Origin of the sequence: Pseudomonas soli, assembly GCF_900110655.1 — a bacterium.
In the GTDB taxonomy this organism is placed as follows: Bacteria; Pseudomonadota; Gammaproteobacteria; order Pseudomonadales; family Pseudomonadaceae; genus Aquipseudomonas; species Aquipseudomonas soli.
Map to the genome: position 1 here is coordinate 113,098 of NZ_FOEQ01000002.1, position 18,681 is coordinate 131,778.

The 18,681-nt window shown below is 63.8% G+C and carries 20 protein-coding genes; 12 read left to right on the top strand and 8 right to left on the bottom strand.

Going from position 1 to position 18,681, the window contains the following annotated elements; translation table 11 throughout:
• Positions 1–5: 5 nt before the first annotated feature.
• The 4 genes from BMY03_RS05100 to BMY03_RS05110 all read left to right on the top strand — a co-directional run bounded on the left by BMY03_RS05100 (position 6) and on the right by BMY03_RS05110 (position 4,098).
• Entirely contained in the window at positions 6–1,358 is a 1,353-nt protein-coding gene (locus tag BMY03_RS05100) for a glutamine synthetase family protein (RefSeq protein WP_023632200.1), read from the top strand.
• A gap of 164 nt (positions 1,359–1,522) precedes the next feature.
• The gene (locus tag BMY03_RS05105; RefSeq protein WP_038705836.1) at positions 1,523–2,296 is read left to right on the top strand and encodes a TSUP family transporter; all 774 of its coding nucleotides are present in this window, start codon (positions 1,523–1,525) and stop codon (positions 2,294–2,296) included.
• A gap of 254 nt (positions 2,297–2,550) precedes the next feature.
• Positions 2,551–2,724: a hypothetical protein gene (locus BMY03_RS26290; RefSeq protein WP_177182884.1), complete on the top strand. Its 174-nt coding sequence runs from the start codon at positions 2,551–2,553 to the stop codon at positions 2,722–2,724.
• 621 nt (positions 2,725–3,345) lie between these two features.
• Positions 3,346–4,098 (top strand): RHS repeat-associated core domain-containing protein, encoded by a 753-nt coding sequence (locus BMY03_RS05110; protein WP_023630714.1) that lies wholly within the window; start codon positions 3,346–3,348, stop codon positions 4,096–4,098.
• A 365-nt stretch (positions 4,099–4,463) separates the two neighbouring features.
• On the opposite strand, the gene nudC is transcribed toward BMY03_RS05110, so the two are convergent.
• Both nudC and BMY03_RS05120 read right to left on the bottom strand, forming a co-directional pair.
• On the bottom strand, positions 4,464–5,294 hold the full coding sequence (gene nudC, locus BMY03_RS05115; protein ID WP_094010431.1) for an NAD(+) diphosphatase: 831 nt from the start codon (positions 5,292–5,294) through the stop codon (positions 4,464–4,466).
• A 35-nt stretch (positions 5,295–5,329) separates the two neighbouring features.
• On the bottom strand, positions 5,330–6,142 hold the full coding sequence (locus BMY03_RS05120) for a crotonase/enoyl-CoA hydratase family protein (RefSeq protein WP_023630716.1): 813 nt from the start codon (positions 6,140–6,142) through the stop codon (positions 5,330–5,332).
• A gap of 151 nt (positions 6,143–6,293) precedes the next feature.
• Here BMY03_RS05120 and nhaB point away from each other — a divergent pair, with 151 nt between their 5' ends.
• Positions 6,294–7,796 (top strand): sodium/proton antiporter NhaB, encoded by a 1,503-nt coding sequence (nhaB, locus tag BMY03_RS05125; RefSeq protein WP_094010432.1) that lies wholly within the window; start codon positions 6,294–6,296, stop codon positions 7,794–7,796.
• A 52-nt stretch (positions 7,797–7,848) separates the two neighbouring features.
• Here the strand turns inward: nhaB and BMY03_RS05130 are convergent, their stop codons facing one another.
• Positions 7,849–8,223, bottom strand: a complete 375-nt coding sequence (locus BMY03_RS05130; protein ID WP_094010433.1) for a GFA family protein — start codon at positions 8,221–8,223, stop codon at positions 7,849–7,851.
• Between the two features lie 118 nt (positions 8,224–8,341).
• Here BMY03_RS05130 and BMY03_RS05135 point away from each other — a divergent pair, with 118 nt between their 5' ends.
• The 5 genes from BMY03_RS05135 (at position 8,342) to BMY03_RS05155 (ending at position 11,412) form a co-directional block, all read left to right on the top strand.
• On the top strand, positions 8,342–8,956 hold the full coding sequence (locus tag BMY03_RS05135; RefSeq protein WP_094010434.1) for a dihydrofolate reductase family protein: 615 nt from the start codon (positions 8,342–8,344) through the stop codon (positions 8,954–8,956).
• A gap of 96 nt (positions 8,957–9,052) precedes the next feature.
• A complete protein-coding gene (locus tag BMY03_RS05140) occupies positions 9,053–9,526 on the top strand; it encodes a GNAT family N-acetyltransferase (protein ID WP_094010435.1) in 474 nt (157 codons plus the stop codon).
• Between the two features lie 34 nt (positions 9,527–9,560).
• On the top strand, positions 9,561–10,262 hold the full coding sequence (locus BMY03_RS05145) for a YoaK family protein (RefSeq protein WP_038705833.1): 702 nt from the start codon (positions 9,561–9,563) through the stop codon (positions 10,260–10,262).
• A 130-nt stretch (positions 10,263–10,392) separates the two neighbouring features.
• Complete coding sequence (locus tag BMY03_RS05150; protein ID WP_094010436.1) at positions 10,393–10,635, top strand: hypothetical protein; 243 nt, start codon at positions 10,393–10,395, stop codon at positions 10,633–10,635.
• Between the two features lie 156 nt (positions 10,636–10,791).
• Positions 10,792–11,412 carry a TetR/AcrR family transcriptional regulator gene (locus BMY03_RS05155; protein ID WP_023631488.1) on the top strand — a complete coding sequence of 207 codons (621 nt, stop codon included), beginning with the start codon at positions 10,792–10,794 and terminating at the stop codon, positions 11,410–11,412.
• Between the two features lie 9 nt (positions 11,413–11,421).
• On the opposite strand, the gene BMY03_RS05160 is transcribed toward BMY03_RS05155, so the two are convergent.
• A complete protein-coding gene (locus BMY03_RS05160) occupies positions 11,422–12,324 on the bottom strand; it encodes a LysR family transcriptional regulator (RefSeq protein WP_094010437.1) in 903 nt (300 codons plus the stop codon).
• A 90-nt stretch (positions 12,325–12,414) separates the two neighbouring features.
• On the opposite strand from BMY03_RS05160, the gene BMY03_RS05165 reads away from it, so the two are divergent.
• Together BMY03_RS05165 and BMY03_RS05170 are read left to right on the top strand one after the other, a co-directional pair.
• The gene (locus tag BMY03_RS05165) at positions 12,415–13,770 is read left to right on the top strand and encodes an MFS transporter (RefSeq protein WP_094010438.1); all 1,356 of its coding nucleotides are present in this window, start codon (positions 12,415–12,417) and stop codon (positions 13,768–13,770) included.
• Positions 13,763–14,164 carry a DUF4440 domain-containing protein gene (locus BMY03_RS05170; protein WP_023631690.1) on the top strand — a complete coding sequence of 134 codons (402 nt, stop codon included), beginning with the start codon at positions 13,763–13,765 and terminating at the stop codon, positions 14,162–14,164. Before BMY03_RS05165 ends, BMY03_RS05170 begins: the two co-directional genes overlap by 8 nt.
• Positions 14,165–14,193: 29 nt before the next feature.
• Here BMY03_RS05170 and surE read toward each other — a convergent pair whose 3' ends face one another.
• The 4 genes from surE to BMY03_RS05190 are packed head-to-tail and all read right to left on the bottom strand — an operon-like array spanning position 14,194 to position 18,666.
• On the bottom strand, positions 14,194–14,955 hold the full coding sequence (surE, locus tag BMY03_RS05175; RefSeq protein ID WP_094010439.1) for a 5'/3'-nucleotidase SurE: 762 nt from the start codon (positions 14,953–14,955) through the stop codon (positions 14,194–14,196).
• A gap of 48 nt (positions 14,956–15,003) precedes the next feature.
• Positions 15,004–16,521 carry an FAD/NAD(P)-binding protein gene (locus BMY03_RS05180; RefSeq protein WP_094010440.1) on the bottom strand — a complete coding sequence of 506 codons (1,518 nt, stop codon included), beginning with the start codon at positions 16,519–16,521 and terminating at the stop codon, positions 15,004–15,006.
• A gap of 54 nt (positions 16,522–16,575) precedes the next feature.
• Positions 16,576–17,763: a pyridoxal phosphate-dependent aminotransferase gene (locus tag BMY03_RS05185; RefSeq protein WP_094010441.1), complete on the bottom strand. Its 1,188-nt coding sequence runs from the start codon at positions 17,761–17,763 to the stop codon at positions 16,576–16,578.
• 24 nt (positions 17,764–17,787) lie between these two features.
• On the bottom strand, positions 17,788–18,666 hold the full coding sequence (locus tag BMY03_RS05190) for an acetaldehyde dehydrogenase (acetylating) (protein ID WP_094010442.1): 879 nt from the start codon (positions 18,664–18,666) through the stop codon (positions 17,788–17,790).
• Positions 18,667–18,681 lie beyond the last annotated feature (15 nt).

Here is an 18,681-nt window from a genome sequence, read left to right on the forward strand (position 1 = left end):
TGCCAATGACAAGTACAACAGGCTTCCCCGATCTGCTCAGCGAAGTGCGCGCCTTCCGCGCCCGACACCCCGACGTGCGCTACGTTGACCTGATCAGCCTGGACATCCCCGGGCATTTCTACGGCAAGCGCTACCCCATCGACATGCTGGAAAACGTCGCCGCCGGCAGCCCGCTCAAGCTGCCGCAGAACTGCGTACTGCTCGGCGTGCAGGGCGGGCTGTTCCCGATTGGCGACTACTGCTTCAACGACGGCGACCCGGACGCCCCGCGCCGCCTGGTACCCGGTACGCTCAAGCCGGTGAACTGGGAGCGAGAGCCGCTGGGGCAGATGCTGATCACCTCGGACGGCACTGCGGCGCCCATCGAATTCGAACCACGCGAGGTGCTGGCCCGCGTCCTGCAACGCCTCGAAAGCCGAGGCATCCGCCCGGTGGTGGCGTTCGAACTGGAGTTCTACCTGTTCGACAGGACGCTGAAGGAGGGCCTTCCGCAGTTCCCCCGCGACCCGGCCAGTGGCGATGCCGACGACCAGCCGAACATGCATATCGAGCGCCTGTCGCGCTTTGCCGACGTACTGCGCGAAATGGTCGAGACCGCCAATGCCCAAGGAGTGGACGCCAATGTCATCACCGCCGAACTTGGCCCCGGCCAGTTCGAGATCAATTTCGGCCATTGCGACGATGGCCTGCGCGCCGCCGACTGGGCGGCGCTGTTCTGCCGCAGCACCCGGGGCGTGGCGCTCAAGCACGGGCTGCGCGCCTCGTTCATGAGCAAACCCTATCTGCACGCGCCGGGCAGCGGCATGCATGTGCATGTCAGCCTGTACGACCCGGCGGGCAACAACCTGTTGTCTGCCGATAACCAACGGCCGCTGCGTCATGCTGTGGCCGGTTGCCTGGCGTTGCTGCCGCATTGCATGCCGATATTCGCCGCCAACCATAATGCGTTTCGCCGCTACGGGGCCATGGTCAACGCCGCCAGCCGCGCCAGCTGGGGCTTCGAGGATCGCGACGCCTGTATCCGCATCCCTGAGTCGGATCCGCGCAACCTGCGGATCGAGCATCGGCTGGCCGGGGCGGATGCCAATCCGTACCTGGTGCTGGCGGCGATCCTGTGCGGCATGGAGCACGGGCTGGATGCCGCGCAGGAGCCCATCGCGCCGCTCAACGAGGACCGTGGCAGCGGGATCGATTTTCCCAAGGACATGCTCGGCGCGGTGGCAGCGATGCGTGGGCATCCGGCGGTCAACGAGGGGTTGGGCGCGGAGTTCGTGATGGTCTATTGCGAGAACAAGCGCCAGGACCAGCTGGCGTTTCTCCATGAGGTCAGCGCGCGGGAGTATCGCTGGTTCCTGTGACATCCCTCGCGGGGCAAGCCCGCTCCCACGCGCTACGAACAGACGTGGGCGCGGGCTTGCCCCGCGATGAGGCGGCACTGGCAACCCCTACCATCCGGGATTACCATGTGCCCCTCTAGCGCGGCCGTTTGCCGCACCCCGCCGTCCAGCCTGCCCGTGCCCTCATGCCCTTCGAACTCACCGTAGAACCGCTCACCCTGCTGATTCTCGCCCTGGTCGCCTTTGTTGCAGGTTTCATCGATGCCATCGCCGGTGGCGGCGGCCTGCTGACGACCCCGGCGCTGCTCACTGCCGGCATGCCGCCGCACCTGGTGCTGGGCACCAACAAGCTCAGCTCGACCTTCGGCGCGGCCACGGCCAGCATCACCTACTACCGGCGCAAGCTGTTCCATCCGGCGCAATGGCGCCTGGCGATCGTCGGTACCCTGGTAGGCGCGTTGATCGGCGCGGTGGTGGCTCACTACATGCCGGCCGAGTGGTTGAACAAGATGCTCCCGGTGATCGTGTTCGCCTGTGGCGTCTACCTGCTGTTCGGCGGAACACCGAAGGCGCCGGTGGATGCCGATGCGCCGATCAAAAGGAAGTGGCAGTTTCCGCAGGGCTTCACCCTGGGCTTCTACGACGGCGTGGCCGGGCCGGGTACCGGTGCTTTCTGGACCGTGAGCACGTTGCTGCTCTATCCCATCGACCTGGTTCGGGCCAGTGGTGTGGCGCGCAGCATGAACTTTGTCAGCAACATTGCGGCGTTGACGGTGTTTGTCATTTCCGGGCAGGTGGATTACATCGTTGGGTTGTGCATGGGGGTGTCGGTGATGGTCGGGGCGTTTTTTGGGGCGCGTACGGCGATCAGCGGGGGTAGCAAGTTCATTCGGCCGGTGTTTGTTACTGTGGTGCTGGCGTTGACTGTGCGGTTGGCTTGGCAGCATTGGTTTGGGTAGGGATCAGAAATTTGGCTCTGGCCCTGGCTCGATTGTTTTGATTTTGCATACATCTTCTTGAAATGTGTCGACATCTAGTCACCTTTTCGCCTTTACGGCGACCTACTTTTGCTCTTGGGCAAAAGTAGGCAAAAACCGCTGGCTCCATTCATACGGCCCCTGCGCTGCGCTCCGGGGTCCCCTCGCTCCGTTCTTGCTCCCGTGGGTACCGCGCTGTACGCCCCATCCTGGGGCGCAGCGCTCGACGGCCATCCATGGCCGTCGCCCCACTACGCAAGAACTCCACTCGGCCTCCTGAAGTCGCAATTGGCGGCGCCTGGAATATTGCGCGCTTAGAAGCAGAGCAAGAGCAAGAGCAAGAGCAAGAGCAAGAGCAAGAGCAAGAGCAAGAGCAAGAGCAAGAGCAAGAGATGAAAATTCAAACCTAGTTAACTGACAGTTGGTTATATATTGGCTGCCCAGCGACAATCGACAGATCAACTAAGCTTCCAACTAGCGACAGCTGCGCCAGTCCAGACGCCGCTCGTAACTTCGCGACTTCAGGAGGCCGAACGGAGGTCTTGCGGAGGGAGGTGACGGGCATGGATGCCCGTCAAGCGCTGCGCCCCAGGATGGGGCGTTCAGCGCGGTCCTCCCGGGAGCAAGGCCGGAGTGAGGGAACCCCGGAGCGAAGCGTAGGGGCCGTATGAATGGAGCGAGCGGCTTTGCCTACTTTGGCCAAGACCAAAGTAGGCCGCCGTAAGGGCGGAAAGGTGAATAAGCGTCGCCATCACAAATGAATGCGCATACAACTTCCAAAACCAACCAACCCAACTAAAATCAGAAATCAGAAATCAGAAATCAGAAATCAGGCAGACCCAACCGCCGCACCACAGAAAAATCGATCAGGTACCGCGCAATCGACCGCCCCGTCGGCAACGGCAGCACGGGCTCGGACAAGCTCGAGCTCCATGAGCCGACCATGAACCGTACCTGGTAAATTTGCCAGTAGCCCGTTCCCAAAAAATGAGTGAATGTACTGCTATTCACTCGCTGCTCCGGAGAACCCCATGCATAGATACGGGCAAAAGACCAAGATCGAAGCATATCTCCTGGTTACCGATAATCACGGCTCGGTTATTGGGGCTAAGCCTCCCGTAACTCCCTATCCCTTGGTGTATACGGCATACGGATACAGACCGGGATGCCTTGGCCTCGAAGTCATGCTTGGCTTCAACGGGCAAAGGAAGGCCCCAGTGACAGGGTGCTATCCACTCGGCAATGGCTACCGTGACTACGATCCTTGCCTGATGAGGTTCCGTTCGCCGGACTACCTCAGTCCATTTGGTGAAGGTGGTATTAACGCCTATGTCTATTGCGCAGGTAATCCGGTCAACTATATCGACCCATCCGGGCACATGTTTAAAGCACTGAAGAGCACCTTCGGCATTAAAGATAAAAATAAAGACTATTACAAAAATGCTGTCGCCGCGACTCAAGCGATACCCGAATTAGCTGTTCATGGCAAATGGTTCGACAGCCCACACGTGACAAAAACACACCTGAAGAAGGCTGCAAAACTTAGCCAGAAAAAATTAGCACTTGACACCTTCGAGCCTGACCCTAGCTTGTCAGCAATCATTTCGGCCGAGGACCAAAGGAAATTGGCCCAGCAGCACTATGTCGAAACCCTGAGCAAAACCTTGAGAATTATCACCAGCGTTGAAGTTAAGCCTGAACCCCCTGTCAAAATTGATCCACTACCAAATCTGCAAACACTTCAGATGCAATCAAATCAAAAAGAAATCAGGGAAGTTACGTGAACCAAACATACAAATTCAATCACCTCAATGGAGCTGGTAACGCTTGTACTTTCGACGCGGCAACATTGGCCTGACCAAGCCCGGCCTTATCATCATCCCTTTCAAGGTCTTTTGTATTTAGCGGCCGTGATGAGCCGATCCGTTAAAACGTAGGCATGCACAGCCGTACCTTGCACTTAGTCCGCATCGCTGGGGGCCTTCCTGACTGGATTTCAGCGGACTGTATCAAAGACCTTGAAAGGAATGGCCGTACGGGCCGAAAGGTGAATAAGCATCGCCATCGCAAATGAATGCGCCTACAACTTTCAAAACTAACCAACCCAACTAAAGCCAGAAACCAGAAACCAGAAACCAGAAACCAGATATCAGGCAGGCAAAACCGGTTCAGGCATCCCCAACCGCCGCGCCACATACAAATCAATCAGGTACCGCGCAATCGACCGCCCCGCCGGTAAAGGCGGCAACTCATGCACATTGAACCACTGCGCATCCTCGATCTCATCCGCCTGCATGACAATCTCCCCTCCCGCATACTCAGCATGAAACCCGAGCATCATCGAATGCGGAAACGGCCAGCACTGGCTGCCGACGTACTGGATGTTCTTCACCTCGACCGCCACCTCCTCACGCACCTCGCGCACCAGGCAATCCTCGGCCGACTCCCCCGGCTCGGCGAACCCGGCCAGGGTGCTGTAGACCCCGGTGACAAAGCGTGGCGAACGGGCCAAAAGCACCTCGTCACCGAGAGTAATCAACACGATCATGCTCGGCGAAATCCGCGGATAGCTGCGCAAATCGCACGCCTGGCAGTACATCGCCCGCTCCCAGTGGATCTGCGTCATCGGCTGACCACAGCTGCCGCAGAACCGGTGCTCGCGAGCCCAGGTACCGATCTGCGCGGCGTAACCGAGCACCTTGTACGCATCGAAGTCGCCTTCAAGCATGAACCGCCGCAACCCCTGCCAGCCGCAACCCGACACTTCGCTGGCACTGCGCAGCTCCAGCAGAAACACCGGCTCGCCGTCCAGATGACCGATGCCATGCTCGCACAACACGTCCAGGTCCTGGCGCTTGAGCCAGTCACGGGGGAACAGCGCGCCGTTGGCGTCCATCAGGAACCCGTCCGGGCTGCGGGCGACGGCCAGCCCCCCGGTGGTCTGCGGGTCGAGTACTGCGGTTGTCCAACGTGCTGACATAGTTCGGGTCCCTAGATGGCGCCCGCCACTGTCAGTCAGTCGGCGAACGTCGGTTGCTGTTTGCTCATGTGGGCGGCCATGGCCACGCGCAGGTCTTCGGACTGCAGCATGGCGGCGTTCCAGGTGGCGATGTACTCCAGGCCATCGTCGATGCGATGGTCGCGCATGTAGCTGATCATCTCCTTGGTGCCGGCCACGGCGATCGGTGATTTTGCGGCAATCTCGCGGGCAATGGCAAAGACCCCGTCGAGCAGCGCCGCCTGGTCATCATAGACGCGGTTGACCAGGCCGATGCGCAGCGCTTCCTGGGCATCGACCATACGGCCGGTGTAGGCCAGCTCACGCATGATGCCGTCACCGATGATACGCGGCAAACGTTGCAGGGTGCCGACATCGGCGGCCATGCCCATGTCGATCTCCTTGATCGAGAACTGCGCGTCGCTGGCGCAGTAGCGCATGTCGCAGGCCGAGACCAGGTCGATGGCGCCACCGATGCAGTAGCCCTGGATCGCCGCCAGCACCGGCTTGCGGCAGTTGTCCACGGCGTTGAACGAACCCTGCAGGCGCAAGATGGTGCGGCGCATCACCCGGGCGTTGCGGCCGACATCCTTGCCCAGCTGTTGAGCCAACGCGGCCAGCATCATCAGGTCGATGCCCGAGGAAAAATGCTTGCCGGCGCCGCTGAGTACCACCACCCTCACCGCGTCGGTGTCGTCGATCCACTGGAAGATCTGGACCAGCTCCTCCCAGAAGGCGGCGTTCATCGCGTTGATCTTTTCCGGGCGGTTGATCTGCACGTGGGCGATGTTGTCGGTCAGTTCGACCTTGAACGCGGTGTATTCGGTCACGGACGGCACTCCTGTGGGGAAAGGATTCACAACGGCGGATCTTAGCGCACCCGCAAGGCGGTGCATGTGCCAAAAGCCGGACTGGACAACTTGCACCCTGACGCACGATCCGGCACCGTGCGCCACTGCTGAATCAAAAGGATACAAATTCATGTCCCGTTCCCTGACCGGTGCCCTCGCCCGCAGCTTCCTGGGCCAGTCGCCGCGTTGGTACAAGGCCGTCATCTGCCTGTTCCTGCTGCTCAATCCCTTGCTGCTGGCGACCCTCGGCCCGGTGGTCACCGGCTGGGTGCTGGTGATCCAGTTCATCTTCACCTTAGGGATGGCACTCAAGTGCTACCCGCTGATGCCCGGCGGCCTGCTGCTGGTCGAGGCGCTGCTGCTGCGCCTGACCACGCCCGAAGCCCTGTACGAGGAGTTGCAGCACAACTTCCCGGTGATCCTGCTGCTGATGTTCATGGTCGCCGGCATCCATTTCATGAAAGAGCTGCTGCTGTTCCTGTTTTCGCGGATCCTGCTCGGAGTGCGCTCCAAGGCGGTGCTAAGCCTGCTGTTCTGCGTGTTGTCGGCGTTTCTCTCGGCGTTCCTCGATGCCCTGACCGTGACCGCGGTGATCATCAGCGCCGCAGTCGGCTTCTATGCCGTCTACCACCGGGTCGCCTCGGGCGCCAATCCGCGCGAAGAGTCGGCGCTGGACAGCGACCATGAGGTCGAGCAGTTGCACCGCGAAGACCTCGAGCAGTTCCGCGCCTTCCTGCGCAGCCTGCTGATGCATGGCGCGGTGGGTACCGCGCTGGGTGGCGTCTGCACCTTGGTGGGCGAGCCGCAGAACCTGCTGATCGGCCATGAAATGGGTTGGCATTTCGCCGACTTCTTCCGCAAGGTCGCGCCGGTGTCGATGCCGGTTCTGGCGGCGGGCCTGGTGACCTGCGTACTGCTGGAGAAACTGCGGCTGTTCGGCTATGGCACGCTGATGCCCGAGCGCGTGCGCCAGGTGCTGGCCACCTACGCCGCCGAGGACGATGCCGCGCGCACCCAGGCACAACGGGTGGCACTGGTGGTCCAGGGTCTGGCCGCACTGATCCTGATTGTCTGCCTGGGGCTGCACATTGCCGAAGTGGGCCTGATCGGCCTGCTGGTCATCGTGTTGATCACCGCCTTCACCGGCATCACCGACGAACATCGCCTGGGCCGTGCGTTCCAGGACGCCATGCCGTTCACCTCGCTGCTGGTGGTGTTCTTCGCCGTGGTCGCGGTGATCCACCAGCAGCAACTGTTCAGCCCGCTGATCGCCTGGGTGCTGGCGCTGCCCAGCGAGCAGCAGCCGGGCATGCTGTACCTGGCCAATGGGCTGCTGTCGGCGATCAGCGACAACGTGTTCGTCGCCACCATCTACATCACCGAGGTCAAGCAGGCGTTCGTCAATGGCGCGATGAGCCGCGAGCACTTCGAGACCCTGGCGGTGGCGATCAACACCGGCACCAACCTGCCCAGCGTGGCCACGCCCAATGGCCAGGCGGCGTTCCTGTTCCTGCTGACCTCGGCGATTGCGCCGCTGATTCGCCTGTCGTATGGACGCATGGTGTGGATGGCGCTGCCCTATACCGTGGTCATGGGCGGCCTGGGCTGGTGGGCGGTGACCTTCTGGCTGTGAAACACGTGGGAGCGGCGCTGCGCCGCTCCTCACTGGCCGGGGCTGGGAACGGCTAACCCGCCCGGTCCCGATCGAACCGCTCGAGATCCGCAAAAGCCGGCAACCACGCTTCGCGCCTGATCACCCACAGTTCATAGGTCGGCGTGAAGCGATCCGGCGCGTCCAGTGCCCCAAGGTGCACCTCCACTTCATCACCGCTGCGCGCGAACACCGACGAGCCGCAATGCGGGCAGAAATACCTGTCGCCGTAGTTCGAGGCTTCCCCGCTGATACTCACGGTCTGCTCGGCGAACATCGCAGAAGCGCCGAACAACGCACCGTGATGCTTGCGGCAATCCAGGCAATGGCACAGCCCGACCCGTCGCGGCCGCCCCTGGGCTTCGATACGTAACTGGCCGCACAGGCAGCCGCCGGTAACCTTGTCCATCACTCACCTCCTCTGGTGGTCCCATGCAATGGTTGAACCTCCACTATCGTTCAAGGTTCCTGTCGATTCATGCCACCCCCGTTCGACTATCCAGCACACCCAAGAGGAGGTTCACCCCATGCGCAAGCTCATCGTCGCCGCCTTCGTCACCCTCGACGGCGTCATGCAGGCCCCCGGCGGGCCGGAGGAAGACACCAGCGGCGGCTTCACATTTGGTGGCTGGATCCCGCCCCTGGCCGACGAGGCCTTCGGCCAGGCCATGCAGACCTTGTTCAGCCAACCGTTCGAACTGCTGCTGGGAAGACGCACCTACGATATCTTCGCCGGGTTCTGGCCAAAGGTCGGGCCCGAGGCGCCGGACCGGCCCTTGGCCGACCTGTTCAATGGCGTGGCCAAGCATGTCGCCACGCACCATCCCGAATCCATCGACTGGCAAAACAGTTACCCGTTGGGCGCTGACGTGCCTGGAGCTGTCCGCGCTCTCAAACAACAGGACGGCCCGACGCTGCTGACCCAAGGCAGCGGCGAACTGGTACGCCAACTGCTAGCGGCGGGCCTGGTAGATGAGCTGCGGTTGCTGATCCACCCCTTGCTTCTTGGGCGTGGCAAGCGCCTGTTCGGTGACGATGCCCAGGCTGTGGCCTTCACATTGGTGGAGTCGAGCAGCACGCCCAAGGGTGTATTGCTCGCCCACTACGTGCGCAGCGGCGAGGTGCAAACGGGATCGTTCTGACCAGTCAGTCGAGCAGGCGGTTGATGGCGCTGGCGAGGCCTGCGTCCGTTTGCCCCGGCGCCTTGTTATCATCCAGGCTCAACCGGGAGGGAACCCATGCTCGACATACGCCGCGCCAGCCGTCACGACGCGCTGGACACGTACGCCATCCGCCGCCAGGCGATCCTGTGGCAGTGCACCGAAGCCTACGATGCCGCCCTGGCCCAGGCCTGGGCCGACGTACCTTTCACCGAAGGTTACGCGGCCCTGGTCGCCGAGCATTTCCACCTCGCCTGCATGGGCGACACGATCGTCGCCACCGGCATGCTCGACCTGGACAGCGGTGAACTGGGTGCCCTGTTCGTGCTGCCGGCGTTCATGGGCCGTGGCATCGCCCGGGCGATGGTCGAACACCTCGAAGGCATCGCCAGGGCCGAAGGTCTGGAGGCGGTCAACCTGGACTCGACCCTGAACGCAGCGGCGTTCTATCGCCGCTGCGGCTACACCGGCGATGCGCTGTCGGTCTACCAATCCCCATTCGGCCTCGAACTGTCCTGCATCCCCATGCGCAAGGTGCTGGTCGGGGTATAAGATCAGGGCCCCCTGCGCCCCGGAGACTCGCCCCATGCTGCCCACCGCCACCTCCCAGCACAGTGCCCGTCGGGTCCGCTTGCAGGCCCTGCGCGGGCGGGTCGGCCTAGGGCTGGTGGCCGGATTGTCGGTGCTGGCCGGCATGACTGACGCCATCGGCCTGCTGGCGCTGGGCGACTTCGTGTCGTTCATGAGCGGCAACACCACGCGCCTGGCGGTGGCCATCAGCCAGGCGGACTTTTCGCTGATGCTGCGCCTGGCCCTGGCGATTCTCAGTTTCGTGCTGGGCAACACCCTGGGCGTATTGCTGGCCCGCCGCTTGCGCCGCCGCGCCGCGCCCTTGCTGCTGATCGTCGCCAGCCTGCTGGCGTTTGCCACGGCCTGGCCTGCCGCCACCACGTTCCCTGCACTAATCGCGGCCACCCTGGCCATGGGCATGCTCAATGCCGTAGTCGAACAGGTGAACGGCCTGCCAATCGGCCTGACCTACGTCACTGGCGCGCTGTCGCGTTTCGGCCGTGGCCTGGGGCGTTGGTTGCTGGGTGAGCGGCGCCACGGCTGGCGGGTACAGCTGGTGCCCTGGAGCGGCATGTTGCTAGGTGCCGCGCTCGGGGCTTGGCTGCAGCAACGGCTGGGCTTGCAGGCGCTGGCGGCCAGTTGCGCCCTGGCATGCGTGCTGGCGCTGGTGACGCTGTTCATTCCGCGAGCCTGGCAACTGGGCTACATGCCGCGCTGAGGGCCTAGAGCTTGCGCTGAACAGCAGGCGCGCAGCCGTCGATAGTCACTATCGAGCACAGCGATTTCCATCGTGCCACTGTGGCCAATAACCTGGGTTCATCGATCCGACAGCCCCCGGAATCATCCCGATGAACACCACCGCCCGCTTCCTCCTCGCCGCTCTGGCCATCGCTGTGCTGAGCGGTTGCGCCAGCCATCCTGAGCTACGCCCCTACAGCGCCGAGGAAGCCCGTCAACTGCAACTCGAAGCATTGCAACGCCAGGGCCTGAGCCAGGAAGAGTACGAACGCCGCAAACTGGCCGTGGTGCGCGCCGATCACCAGCAAGCCATGACCAACGCCGCCAGGGCCACGACCGCGATCAGCGGTTGACCTCGACGTGGTTCAGGAGCGTGAGCAGGTGCTCCTCGGCCGCCACCGGTTTTTCTACGGGCACCTCGCTCCACGGCCTTTTACGGCAACCTTGACCTTATCGCGGCCCCGCTAAAGCTGTTAGCCTTGCCCTGTTCAGGTCACCACGGACAGCCCATGGCCAACCACAAGATCGAAATCCGCCGGCGCAATGTCGAAAAGATCCTGCAAGCCGCCGAGCAGGTGTTCGCCGACAAGGGCTACGCCGCCACCTCCATGGGCGATATCGCCGAACGGGCGCAACTGCCGCGCTCCAACCTGCACTACTACTTCAGCACCAAGGACGACCTGTACCGCGCCGTGCTGCAGGACCTGCTGGATGTCTGGAAGCAGGATGCCCTGTGCTTCGAGCACTTCGACGACCCGCGGGTGGTACTGACCAGCTACATCCGCGCCAAGATGGGCCACTCGCGCTCGCGGCCGCTGGGCTCGAAGATCTGGGCCGAGGAGATTCTCCACGGCGCCCCGCTGCTGAGCCCCAGCCTGGACGAGATCCTGGTGCCCTGGGCGCAGCTCAAGCAGGCGAAGATCCGCAGCTGGGTCGAGGACGGACGCATCCTGCCGGTGGAACCATCGGCGCTGCTGTACATGATCTGGGCGGCGACCCAGCACTACGCCGACTTCGGTTTCCAGGTGACCCTGCTCAATGACGGTGAGCCGCTGTCGGACATGGCGTTCGAGCAAGCTGTGCAGACGGTGACCGGCGTCATCCTGCGCGGCATTGGCCTGGAGCCGTGAGCGGCGCCCTTAGCGCCCCAGGTGCTCGCACAGAAAATCGATGAACACCCGGGTCTTGCGCGGCACATGGTTGCTGTTCGGGTACACCACGCTGATCGGCTGCCTCGGCAGACTGTAGTCCGGCAGTACCCGCCGCAGGGTGCCGTCGGCCAGGTCCTGCTCGACCAGCCAGGCCGGCAGCACGGCCACGCCCAGGCCGGCGCAAGCCATCGCCCGGATGGCGTGCGACGCATTGGACTGGTAGGCCACCCGGCCGACGACGCTTGCACTCCCCGCCTGCGCGCTGTGCAAGGTCCAGGCGGTCGGGCCCTGTAGATTGCTGTTGGCAATCCAGGGTGTTTCCGTCAGTGCCTCGGGCCGTTCGATGGCATGGCGGGCGAGAAAGGCCGGGGCAGCCACCACCACAATGTCGTATTCGGCCAGCTGGCGACTGCGCAGGTTCGAATCCGGCAGCGCGCCAAGGCGCACCACCAGGTCGAGCCGTTCGGCAATCAGGTCGCTCAGCGACGAGTCGGTATCGTAGCTGAGTGACAACGCCGGATAGCGCGCGGCGAACAGCGGGATCAGCGGCAGGATGAAGCGCTCACCGTACTCCCCGGTGGTGCTGATGCGCAGCTTGCCCGATAGGCCGTTGTGCCGGTGCAGCACACTGGCGAAGGCGCCCTCGACATCGCTGACGATCACCTTGAAATCTTCATAGAAACTTTGGCCGGTTTCGGTCGGGGCGATAGCACGGGTGCTGCGCGCCAGCAGCGTCACCCCCAGAGCCTGCTCCAGCGCCTTGACGTGCTGGCTGGCCATGGCTTTGCTGATGCCGAGAAAGTCCGCCGCCTTGGTGAAGGAGCCGAAATCGACCACCGCCAGAAACGTCTGCACCCGGTTGAGCTGGGTGTGGAGGGCCGTGCGCGGCATTGTTCACTTCCATCAAACAGAGTTTCAAGGGTAGCGACATCGACAGGGACAGTCCACGACACCTACTCTGCGCGTCGAAAAGGAGTGGCAATGACGTACCGGTATCGCGTGGCAACGATCTTCCTGATGGGGTTCTTCATCGACTGCATCAACCTGTTCATGCCGACCGTGGCGTTGCCACGGATCGCCGCCGAGTTCGCCATTGGCAACGCCAGCAGCGCATGGGTTGGCAATGCCTACATGCTCGGGCTGACCCTGGCCGTGCCGGTGAGCACCTGGCTGGCCAATCGCTGGGGCGCACGGCGGCTGTTGAGCGCCGCCATGCTGGCGTTCAGCGTGGCGGTGTGGGGCTGCGGCGAAGCGCAGAGCTTTGCTGCATTGATTACCTGGCGCCTGGTCCAGGGCATGGCCGGTGGCTTGCTGATCCCCGTAGGACAGGCGCTGACCTTCGAGCTCTTCCAGGGCCCGGAGCGCGCCCGCGTGTCCACCCTGGTGATGGCCGTTGCGCTGCTGGCGCCGGCGCTGTCACCCACCCTTGGCGGATTGATCGTCGACCATGGCCGCTGGCCGTGGGTCTTCCACAGCAACATTCCGCTGACCCTGGTGACGGCGGCGCTGGCCTGGGCCTGGCTTGACCAAGCGCCGGGACCGACAGCGCCACGCCCGGACTTCAAGGGATTGCTGCTGGTCAGCGCCGCCCTGGCCTGCCTGCTGCTGGGCCTGTCGCTGTATGGTGCCGGCCATGGCGCCCTGCTGGCCATCGCCTGCCTGCTGGCGGGTGTATCCTGCGCCCTGCTGTACCGCACCCACTACCAACGCGCGGCGACAGGCATCGTCGAACTCAAACTGCTAGCCAGCCCGCGCCTGCGGGTCTCGATGCAGGTGTACCATGCGATCCCCGGGGTCTTCACCGGGGTCAACCTGTTGAACATCTTCTATCTGCAGGATGTGCTGCAGCTGAGCGCCCAGGCCACCGGCCTGTTCATGCTGCTCTACGCGGCCGGGGCGTTCGCCGCCATGTTGCTGGCCGGCCGCCTGTACAACCGCGTCGGTGCCGCCCGCCTGTTGCTGCTCGGCATGCTCATGCACAGCCTGGGTATCTGCCTGCTGGTCATGGTCGAGACGCCGGCGGACAACGCCCTACTGATGGCGGCCTACGGCCTCATGGGCATCGGCGGCGGCATCGGCGCCAACACCGCCCAGACCACCGCGCTGCTCGACTTCGGCGGCGAGCGGATGCAGCAGGCCAGCGTGCTGTGGAACCTCAATCGACAGATGGCCTTCAGCGTCGGCGCCGCCTTGCTGCTGATGATCTTCAACCTGTTGCTAGCAGGCCTGAGCACGCCGGACGCCTATCACCTGACCTTCAGCCTGGCCGCGCTGCTGGGGCTGGCGCCACTGATGACACTGCACACACTACCCCCGGAGAACCCTCGCCATGCCTGACCACGCGATTGCCCGCGCCGAGCGCAGCATTCATCACGTCCATGAGCTGATCCACAGAATCTTCACCCGCCCAGCGGCCGAGACCCAGGCAGTGCTCGGCGGGCTGATGGCGGTGTTCGCCGATGATTTCAGCATGGTCGGCACGGCGGGCACGGTGGTGACCCGCGCCCAGGTGGAGCAACTGTTCAAGGGCGCGGCCGGCGCACGACCGGGCCTGGAGATCGAGATCAGCGAGGTGCGGGTGGTCTGGCAAGCTGGGGTGAACGTGGCGGTGCGCTACAAGGAAATCCACCGATTGCAGGGGATGGTTCAGGCTCGCTACTCACTGGCACTGTTGGAGTGCAGCAATCGCGGCGTGGTGTGGCGCTGCTTGCATGAAACCGCGACTGCCTAGGCGTTTGCGCTCCTGCGACCCCTCGTCAATCATCCAGACAAGGACTGCTCCACAGCGCCATGCGTGCGCTCGAACTGCAACGGCGTCACCGTGACATGGCCACGCGCCAGTTCCGCCATTTCGCTGCCGGGCTCATCCTCGGTGCGGTGATTGTTCAACTGCAGCCAGTGGTACTCGAAGTGCCGCGGGTCGACCTCGGTACGCACCGATATGCTGTTCAACGGCCCGACGCCCTGGCGCGTCACTTTCAACGGCCGTACGGCCTCCAGGGCACAGTCAGGGAAGTTGACGTTGAGACAGGCATCGGCCGGCCATGGCATGTCCAGCACACCGAGAATCACCTCGGGCGCCAGGTTCAGGCCGATGTTCCAAGGCACCGCTTCGCGGTCGCTGTAGGCCTGGCTCAGGGCGATCGAGCGCACGCCCAGCAGCAACCCGGTCATCGCCGCGCCGACCGTTCCGGAGAACACGGTTTCAGTGCCCAGGTTCGCCCCACGGTTGATTCCGGACAACACCAGGTCGGGCCTGGCGCCCTTGAGCAGGTGCCCCAGCGCCAGCGCCACGCAGTCGCCCGGCGTGCCGGTGACGGCGAAGCGCCGCTCGCCATGACTGCTCACTCGCAGCGGCGCGTGCAGGCTCAGCGAGTGGGAGGTGCCGCTCTGGTCGCGGTGGGGAGCCACCACCCACACCTCCCTGGCCAGCCCTGCCGCCACCTGTTCCAGCACGGCCAGGCCGGGCGCGTCGATGCCATCGTCGTTGGTCAGCAGAATGCGTTCGAATCGGTAGGTCATGGTTAATCCTGTGAAGTTGCCGGTCAAAGTTGCCCCGGCAACGATAGCTCAGACATGCTCCTCCACCCGTCCGACCGCACGCACGCCCTGCTTCCACTCGAGCCCATCGGCACAGCTGGCGGCGTGGCGGCCATTGATCTCCAGCGCGGAGGTGAAGAAGAACTGGCCCACTGTCAGTTCGCCCACCGCATGGATCTGCCGGGAGCTGCCGGTACGGCCCTGCACGCGATAGCTCGTCGGGTCGATGCAGATCCCCCCCTGTGGATGGCGGGTGACCGTGCCATTGTCCAGCAAGGCAGCCAGCAACGGCGAGTCCAGCAGGTCGACGTCGCGCGGGGAACCGATGGCATGAATCAGCCGGTCATAGACATGGCGCCAGCCGCTGCCCTGCAGGACCAGCCCGTCGCCGCCCGGCTGCGGCGCGGCGAACGGACCGGTGACGAACTCCAGCTGGCCACTGCGCAGATAGCTGAGGATCTTGCGCGCATTCTGCGCCGGGATGGAAACCCGATAGGCCATGAAGAAGCTGAAGTACTCGCGCAGGAAGCGCGCCTGCGCGGCATCATCCAGTGCCTGCCAGATGTCCTCGACGAATTCGTTGGTGGCATAGAGGATTGCCTGCCAGATACGCGGTGAGCGGGCGTTTTCGAGTTCCCCTTCGATGAAAGAGGCGATGTCGGCCGGCGGCGCGGGCATGGGGATGACCGCGCTGGCCTTGCCCGGGTCCTGGAAAGCCAGCTCCTTGCGGAACAGGCCGACCAGGTCGCTGATCTGCAAACGGCCGTTCTGTGCCACCAGCGCATGGACGCCTTCACGGGTCAGGTAGCGCAGCGTGACCGGCTCCTGGGTGCCCCGCACCACGGGAAAGTAACCACTGCGCGAATGCATGCGGATGGGGCCTCTATGCCCCCGTTCGATCAACGCGATGACGGTGTCGATGGCGCTCAGTCGCGCGCCGACCACCGCCACCCGCTCGTGGGGCGCCACCACGCGCAGCAGACGGGAAACTGGATACGGCGTGTCCAGCACCCGTGGATCACCGGACAATTCTGGCTTTTTGCCCAGCGGGCCACAGCACAGCACGACCTTGCCGGTCGGCAAGCTGAGGCCGCAACGGGTGCGCAGGGTTTCCACGCCATCGATCAGGTCGATCGCGCAGACCTCTGCCTGCAACTGCACCAGCTGGCAGCCCAGGGTCGCGCCACGCAATACGATCTGCTTGAGCTGATGCTGCAGATAGATACCGAACAGCGCCCGAGGCGCGAACCCGTCCGCCTCGGGGCGGAAATCGGGGTACGCGCGGCGCCAGGCCTGCGGGCTCTGCTGCAACCACTGCAGGAAATGCCCTGGCAGATGCGGGTATGGCGTGATGAGACCGGTCCTGGTGTTGAGCAGGTTGCTCTCCAGGTCGGCCTCGTAAGCCGCGCCGCGGCCGAAGTCATCCCGTTTCTCGAACAGGTGGATGACGCCGGCCGGCGCGCTGCCGGAGGCCACACGATCCAGATGGCGCTGCAGGAAGGCGATGGCCGTCGCACCGCAGCCGACGATTGCAAAGGCGTTTTTCATCAACTTGCGTCCCTCTCCAGTATGGCTTCCCTGTCCACGGATTACGTTCCAGCCTCAGGCGAACTCGCCCAGGAAAGTCTTGATGCGCTCGGCACCGGCCAGGACTTTTCCGGCATCGCCGGAATACGACAGCCGGGCATGCCCCGCCGCGCCGAAGAAACTGCCAGGGATCAGGGCAACGCCGAACTCCTTGAGCAGCACGTCGCAGAACGACTCGTCATCACCGATCACCTGGCCGCGGAACGACCGGCCCAGCGCCTGGCCGATGTCGAGAAACAGGTAGAACGCTCCGGCAGGCTCGCAGAAGCGCAGCAACGGCGCACCGCGCAACACTTCGAGCAAGGCCTCACGCTGCCCGGCCAGACGCTGCCGGGCGGCAATGGAGAAAGCCTGGTCACCCTCCAGTGCCGCTGTCGCCGCCGCAGCAGCGGGGGCCGGCAGGTTGGAGATCGAGTTGGAATTCAGCGTGGTGACCGCATCGGCGATGCGTCGATCCGCCGCCAGCAAGCCGACCCGCCACCCCGGCATGCCGTAGAGCTTGGAAACGCTGTCGATCTTGATGATGCGCCCGGCAAGATCCGGCGCCACCGTCAGCAGGTCGGGACAGCTGTCCATGTCATAGACGAAGCGCTGGTAGACGTCATCGCAAATGATCCAGACGTCATGTTTGCGCAGGACTTGCGCCAGCCCCTGGAGCTCCTCGGCCGAATACACAGCGCCCGTAGGGTTCCCGGGGGAGTTGAGCAGCACCACCCGCACCTGTTCGTCGAGGGCCTGTTCCAGGGCCTGGGGGGACATCTTGTAGCCGCTGTGCGCGGTGCAGCGCACATCGACGACATCCGCCCCGACCAGTTCGGCGATATCGAAATAGGTTGGCCAGCACGGGGTCGAGACCAGCAGTTTGTCCCCCGGCCGGATGATCGCCCGCAGCACGCTGAACAACAGGTGCTTGGCGCCGAGGCCCGCGACCAGGTTGCGCTCGTCGAAATGCGTATGGCCAAGGCGACGCAGGTAGCCAAGGTAAGCCTTGAGCAACGCCGGGTCGCCACGACTGGCGCCATAGCCACCGGTGTCCTCGTGGGCCGCCCGCACCGCCGCCTCGACGATATGGGGCGCCGGCAAGAAGCCAGGTACGCCGACCCCAAGGTCGATGACCGGTTGTGGCGCTTCACTGACCTTCTGCGCCACCCCGAGGATCGGACAGAATCGAGCGAATTCCAGATCTGGTGAAAGCGAAGGCATGCAGGATTCTCCAGAAATTCCGTTTCAAGCGGCGCGCACGGCAGAGCGACCACGCGCCATGAGCGCAGCCATGTGGGTGGCCGTCGCGGTGATGATGTCGAGATTGCCGGCACTCGGATCGAGGTAGTCCCCCGCCCCCTCGACCCGCACCATGGTGAACAGGCGGCCTTCGCTGTAGTGCAGGTCGACGATCACCTCGTAGCCCGGAACGGCCTCGCGCACCAGCGCCACGGCCCGCTCCACCTCGCGTCGGGTGGCGGCCAGGTCGACTTGGGCGATCAGTGCCGAGACCGCCGTCTGCATGTAGACATTGGGCTTGGCCGGGTTGATGTTAAGGATCGCCTTGACCTGAGTGCAGCCGGTGAAGCGACGCAGCGCCTGCTCGGTGGTGGTGATGTAGTTGCTCAGGTTGCGGCGGGTGGCGGGGCCTGCGCTTTCGGCGCTGATCGACGACACCACCTCGATATAGCGCACCCCAGGGTTGGCCCGGGCGATGGCGGCTGCCAGCGGGATCGAGGCCTGGCCACCACAGGTGATCATGTTGACGTTGCTCGCTCCGGTCAGCTCCAGGCCGTTGAGCGAAGGCACGCACAGTTGACCCAGGGCTGCCGGGGTGAGGTTGATGATCACCTTGCCGGCCTCGATCAGGCGCGGCGCATGGCGCTCATGGTCGGCGGCCGAGGTGGCGTCGAACACCAGATCGAACTCGCCGATCCGGGCGAACAGGCCTTCGATACCGTCGGCGGTGATGGCGACCCCGCGCTCACGGGCGAAGGCAAGGCCCGCTGAGTGTGGGGAGCGTCCGGCGACCAGCGTGCAGTCCAGGTCCGGATGGGCCAGGACCTTGCACAGGATGTCGCAGCCAATGTTGCCGCTGCCGATGATGGCGGTTTTCAGGGACATTAACGCACTCCAGAG

Excerpts from the sequence above, each read along its gene's own strand:
- BMY03_RS05100 (WP_023632200.1), top strand. The coding sequence starts at position 6 with ATGACAAGTACAACAGGCTTCCCCGATCTGCTCAGCGAAGTGCGCGCC.
- BMY03_RS05105 (WP_038705836.1), top strand. The coding sequence starts at position 1,523 with ATGCCCTTCGAACTCACCGTAGAACCGCTCACCCTGCTGATTCTCGCC.
- BMY03_RS26290 (WP_177182884.1), top strand. The coding sequence starts at position 2,551 with ATGGCCGTCGCCCCACTACGCAAGAACTCCACTCGGCCTCCTGAAGTC.
- BMY03_RS05110 (WP_023630714.1), top strand. The coding sequence starts at position 3,346 with ATGCATAGATACGGGCAAAAGACCAAGATCGAAGCATATCTCCTGGTT.
- nudC (WP_094010431.1), bottom strand. The coding sequence starts at position 5,294 with ATGTCAGCACGTTGGACAACCGCAGTACTCGACCCGCAGACCACCGGG.
- nhaB (WP_094010432.1), top strand. The coding sequence starts at position 6,294 with ATGTCCCGTTCCCTGACCGGTGCCCTCGCCCGCAGCTTCCTGGGCCAG.
- BMY03_RS05130 (WP_094010433.1), bottom strand. The coding sequence starts at position 8,223 with ATGGACAAGGTTACCGGCGGCTGCCTGTGCGGCCAGTTACGTATCGAA.
- BMY03_RS05135 (WP_094010434.1), top strand. The coding sequence starts at position 8,342 with ATGCGCAAGCTCATCGTCGCCGCCTTCGTCACCCTCGACGGCGTCATG.
- BMY03_RS05140 (WP_094010435.1), top strand. The coding sequence starts at position 9,053 with ATGCTCGACATACGCCGCGCCAGCCGTCACGACGCGCTGGACACGTAC.
- BMY03_RS05145 (WP_038705833.1), top strand. The coding sequence starts at position 9,561 with ATGCTGCCCACCGCCACCTCCCAGCACAGTGCCCGTCGGGTCCGCTTG.
- BMY03_RS05150 (WP_094010436.1), top strand. The coding sequence starts at position 10,393 with ATGAACACCACCGCCCGCTTCCTCCTCGCCGCTCTGGCCATCGCTGTG.
- BMY03_RS05155 (WP_023631488.1), top strand. The coding sequence starts at position 10,792 with ATGGCCAACCACAAGATCGAAATCCGCCGGCGCAATGTCGAAAAGATC.
- BMY03_RS05160 (WP_094010437.1), bottom strand. The coding sequence starts at position 12,324 with ATGCCGCGCACGGCCCTCCACACCCAGCTCAACCGGGTGCAGACGTTT.
- BMY03_RS05165 (WP_094010438.1), top strand. The coding sequence starts at position 12,415 with ATGACGTACCGGTATCGCGTGGCAACGATCTTCCTGATGGGGTTCTTC.
- BMY03_RS05170 (WP_023631690.1), top strand. The coding sequence starts at position 13,763 with ATGCCTGACCACGCGATTGCCCGCGCCGAGCGCAGCATTCATCACGTC.
- surE (WP_094010439.1), bottom strand. The coding sequence starts at position 14,955 with ATGACCTACCGATTCGAACGCATTCTGCTGACCAACGACGATGGCATC.
- BMY03_RS05180 (WP_094010440.1), bottom strand. The coding sequence starts at position 16,521 with ATGAAAAACGCCTTTGCAATCGTCGGCTGCGGTGCGACGGCCATCGCC.
- BMY03_RS05185 (WP_094010441.1), bottom strand. The coding sequence starts at position 17,763 with ATGCCTTCGCTTTCACCAGATCTGGAATTCGCTCGATTCTGTCCGATC.
- BMY03_RS05190 (WP_094010442.1), bottom strand. The coding sequence starts at position 18,666 with ATGTCCCTGAAAACCGCCATCATCGGCAGCGGCAACATTGGCTGCGAC.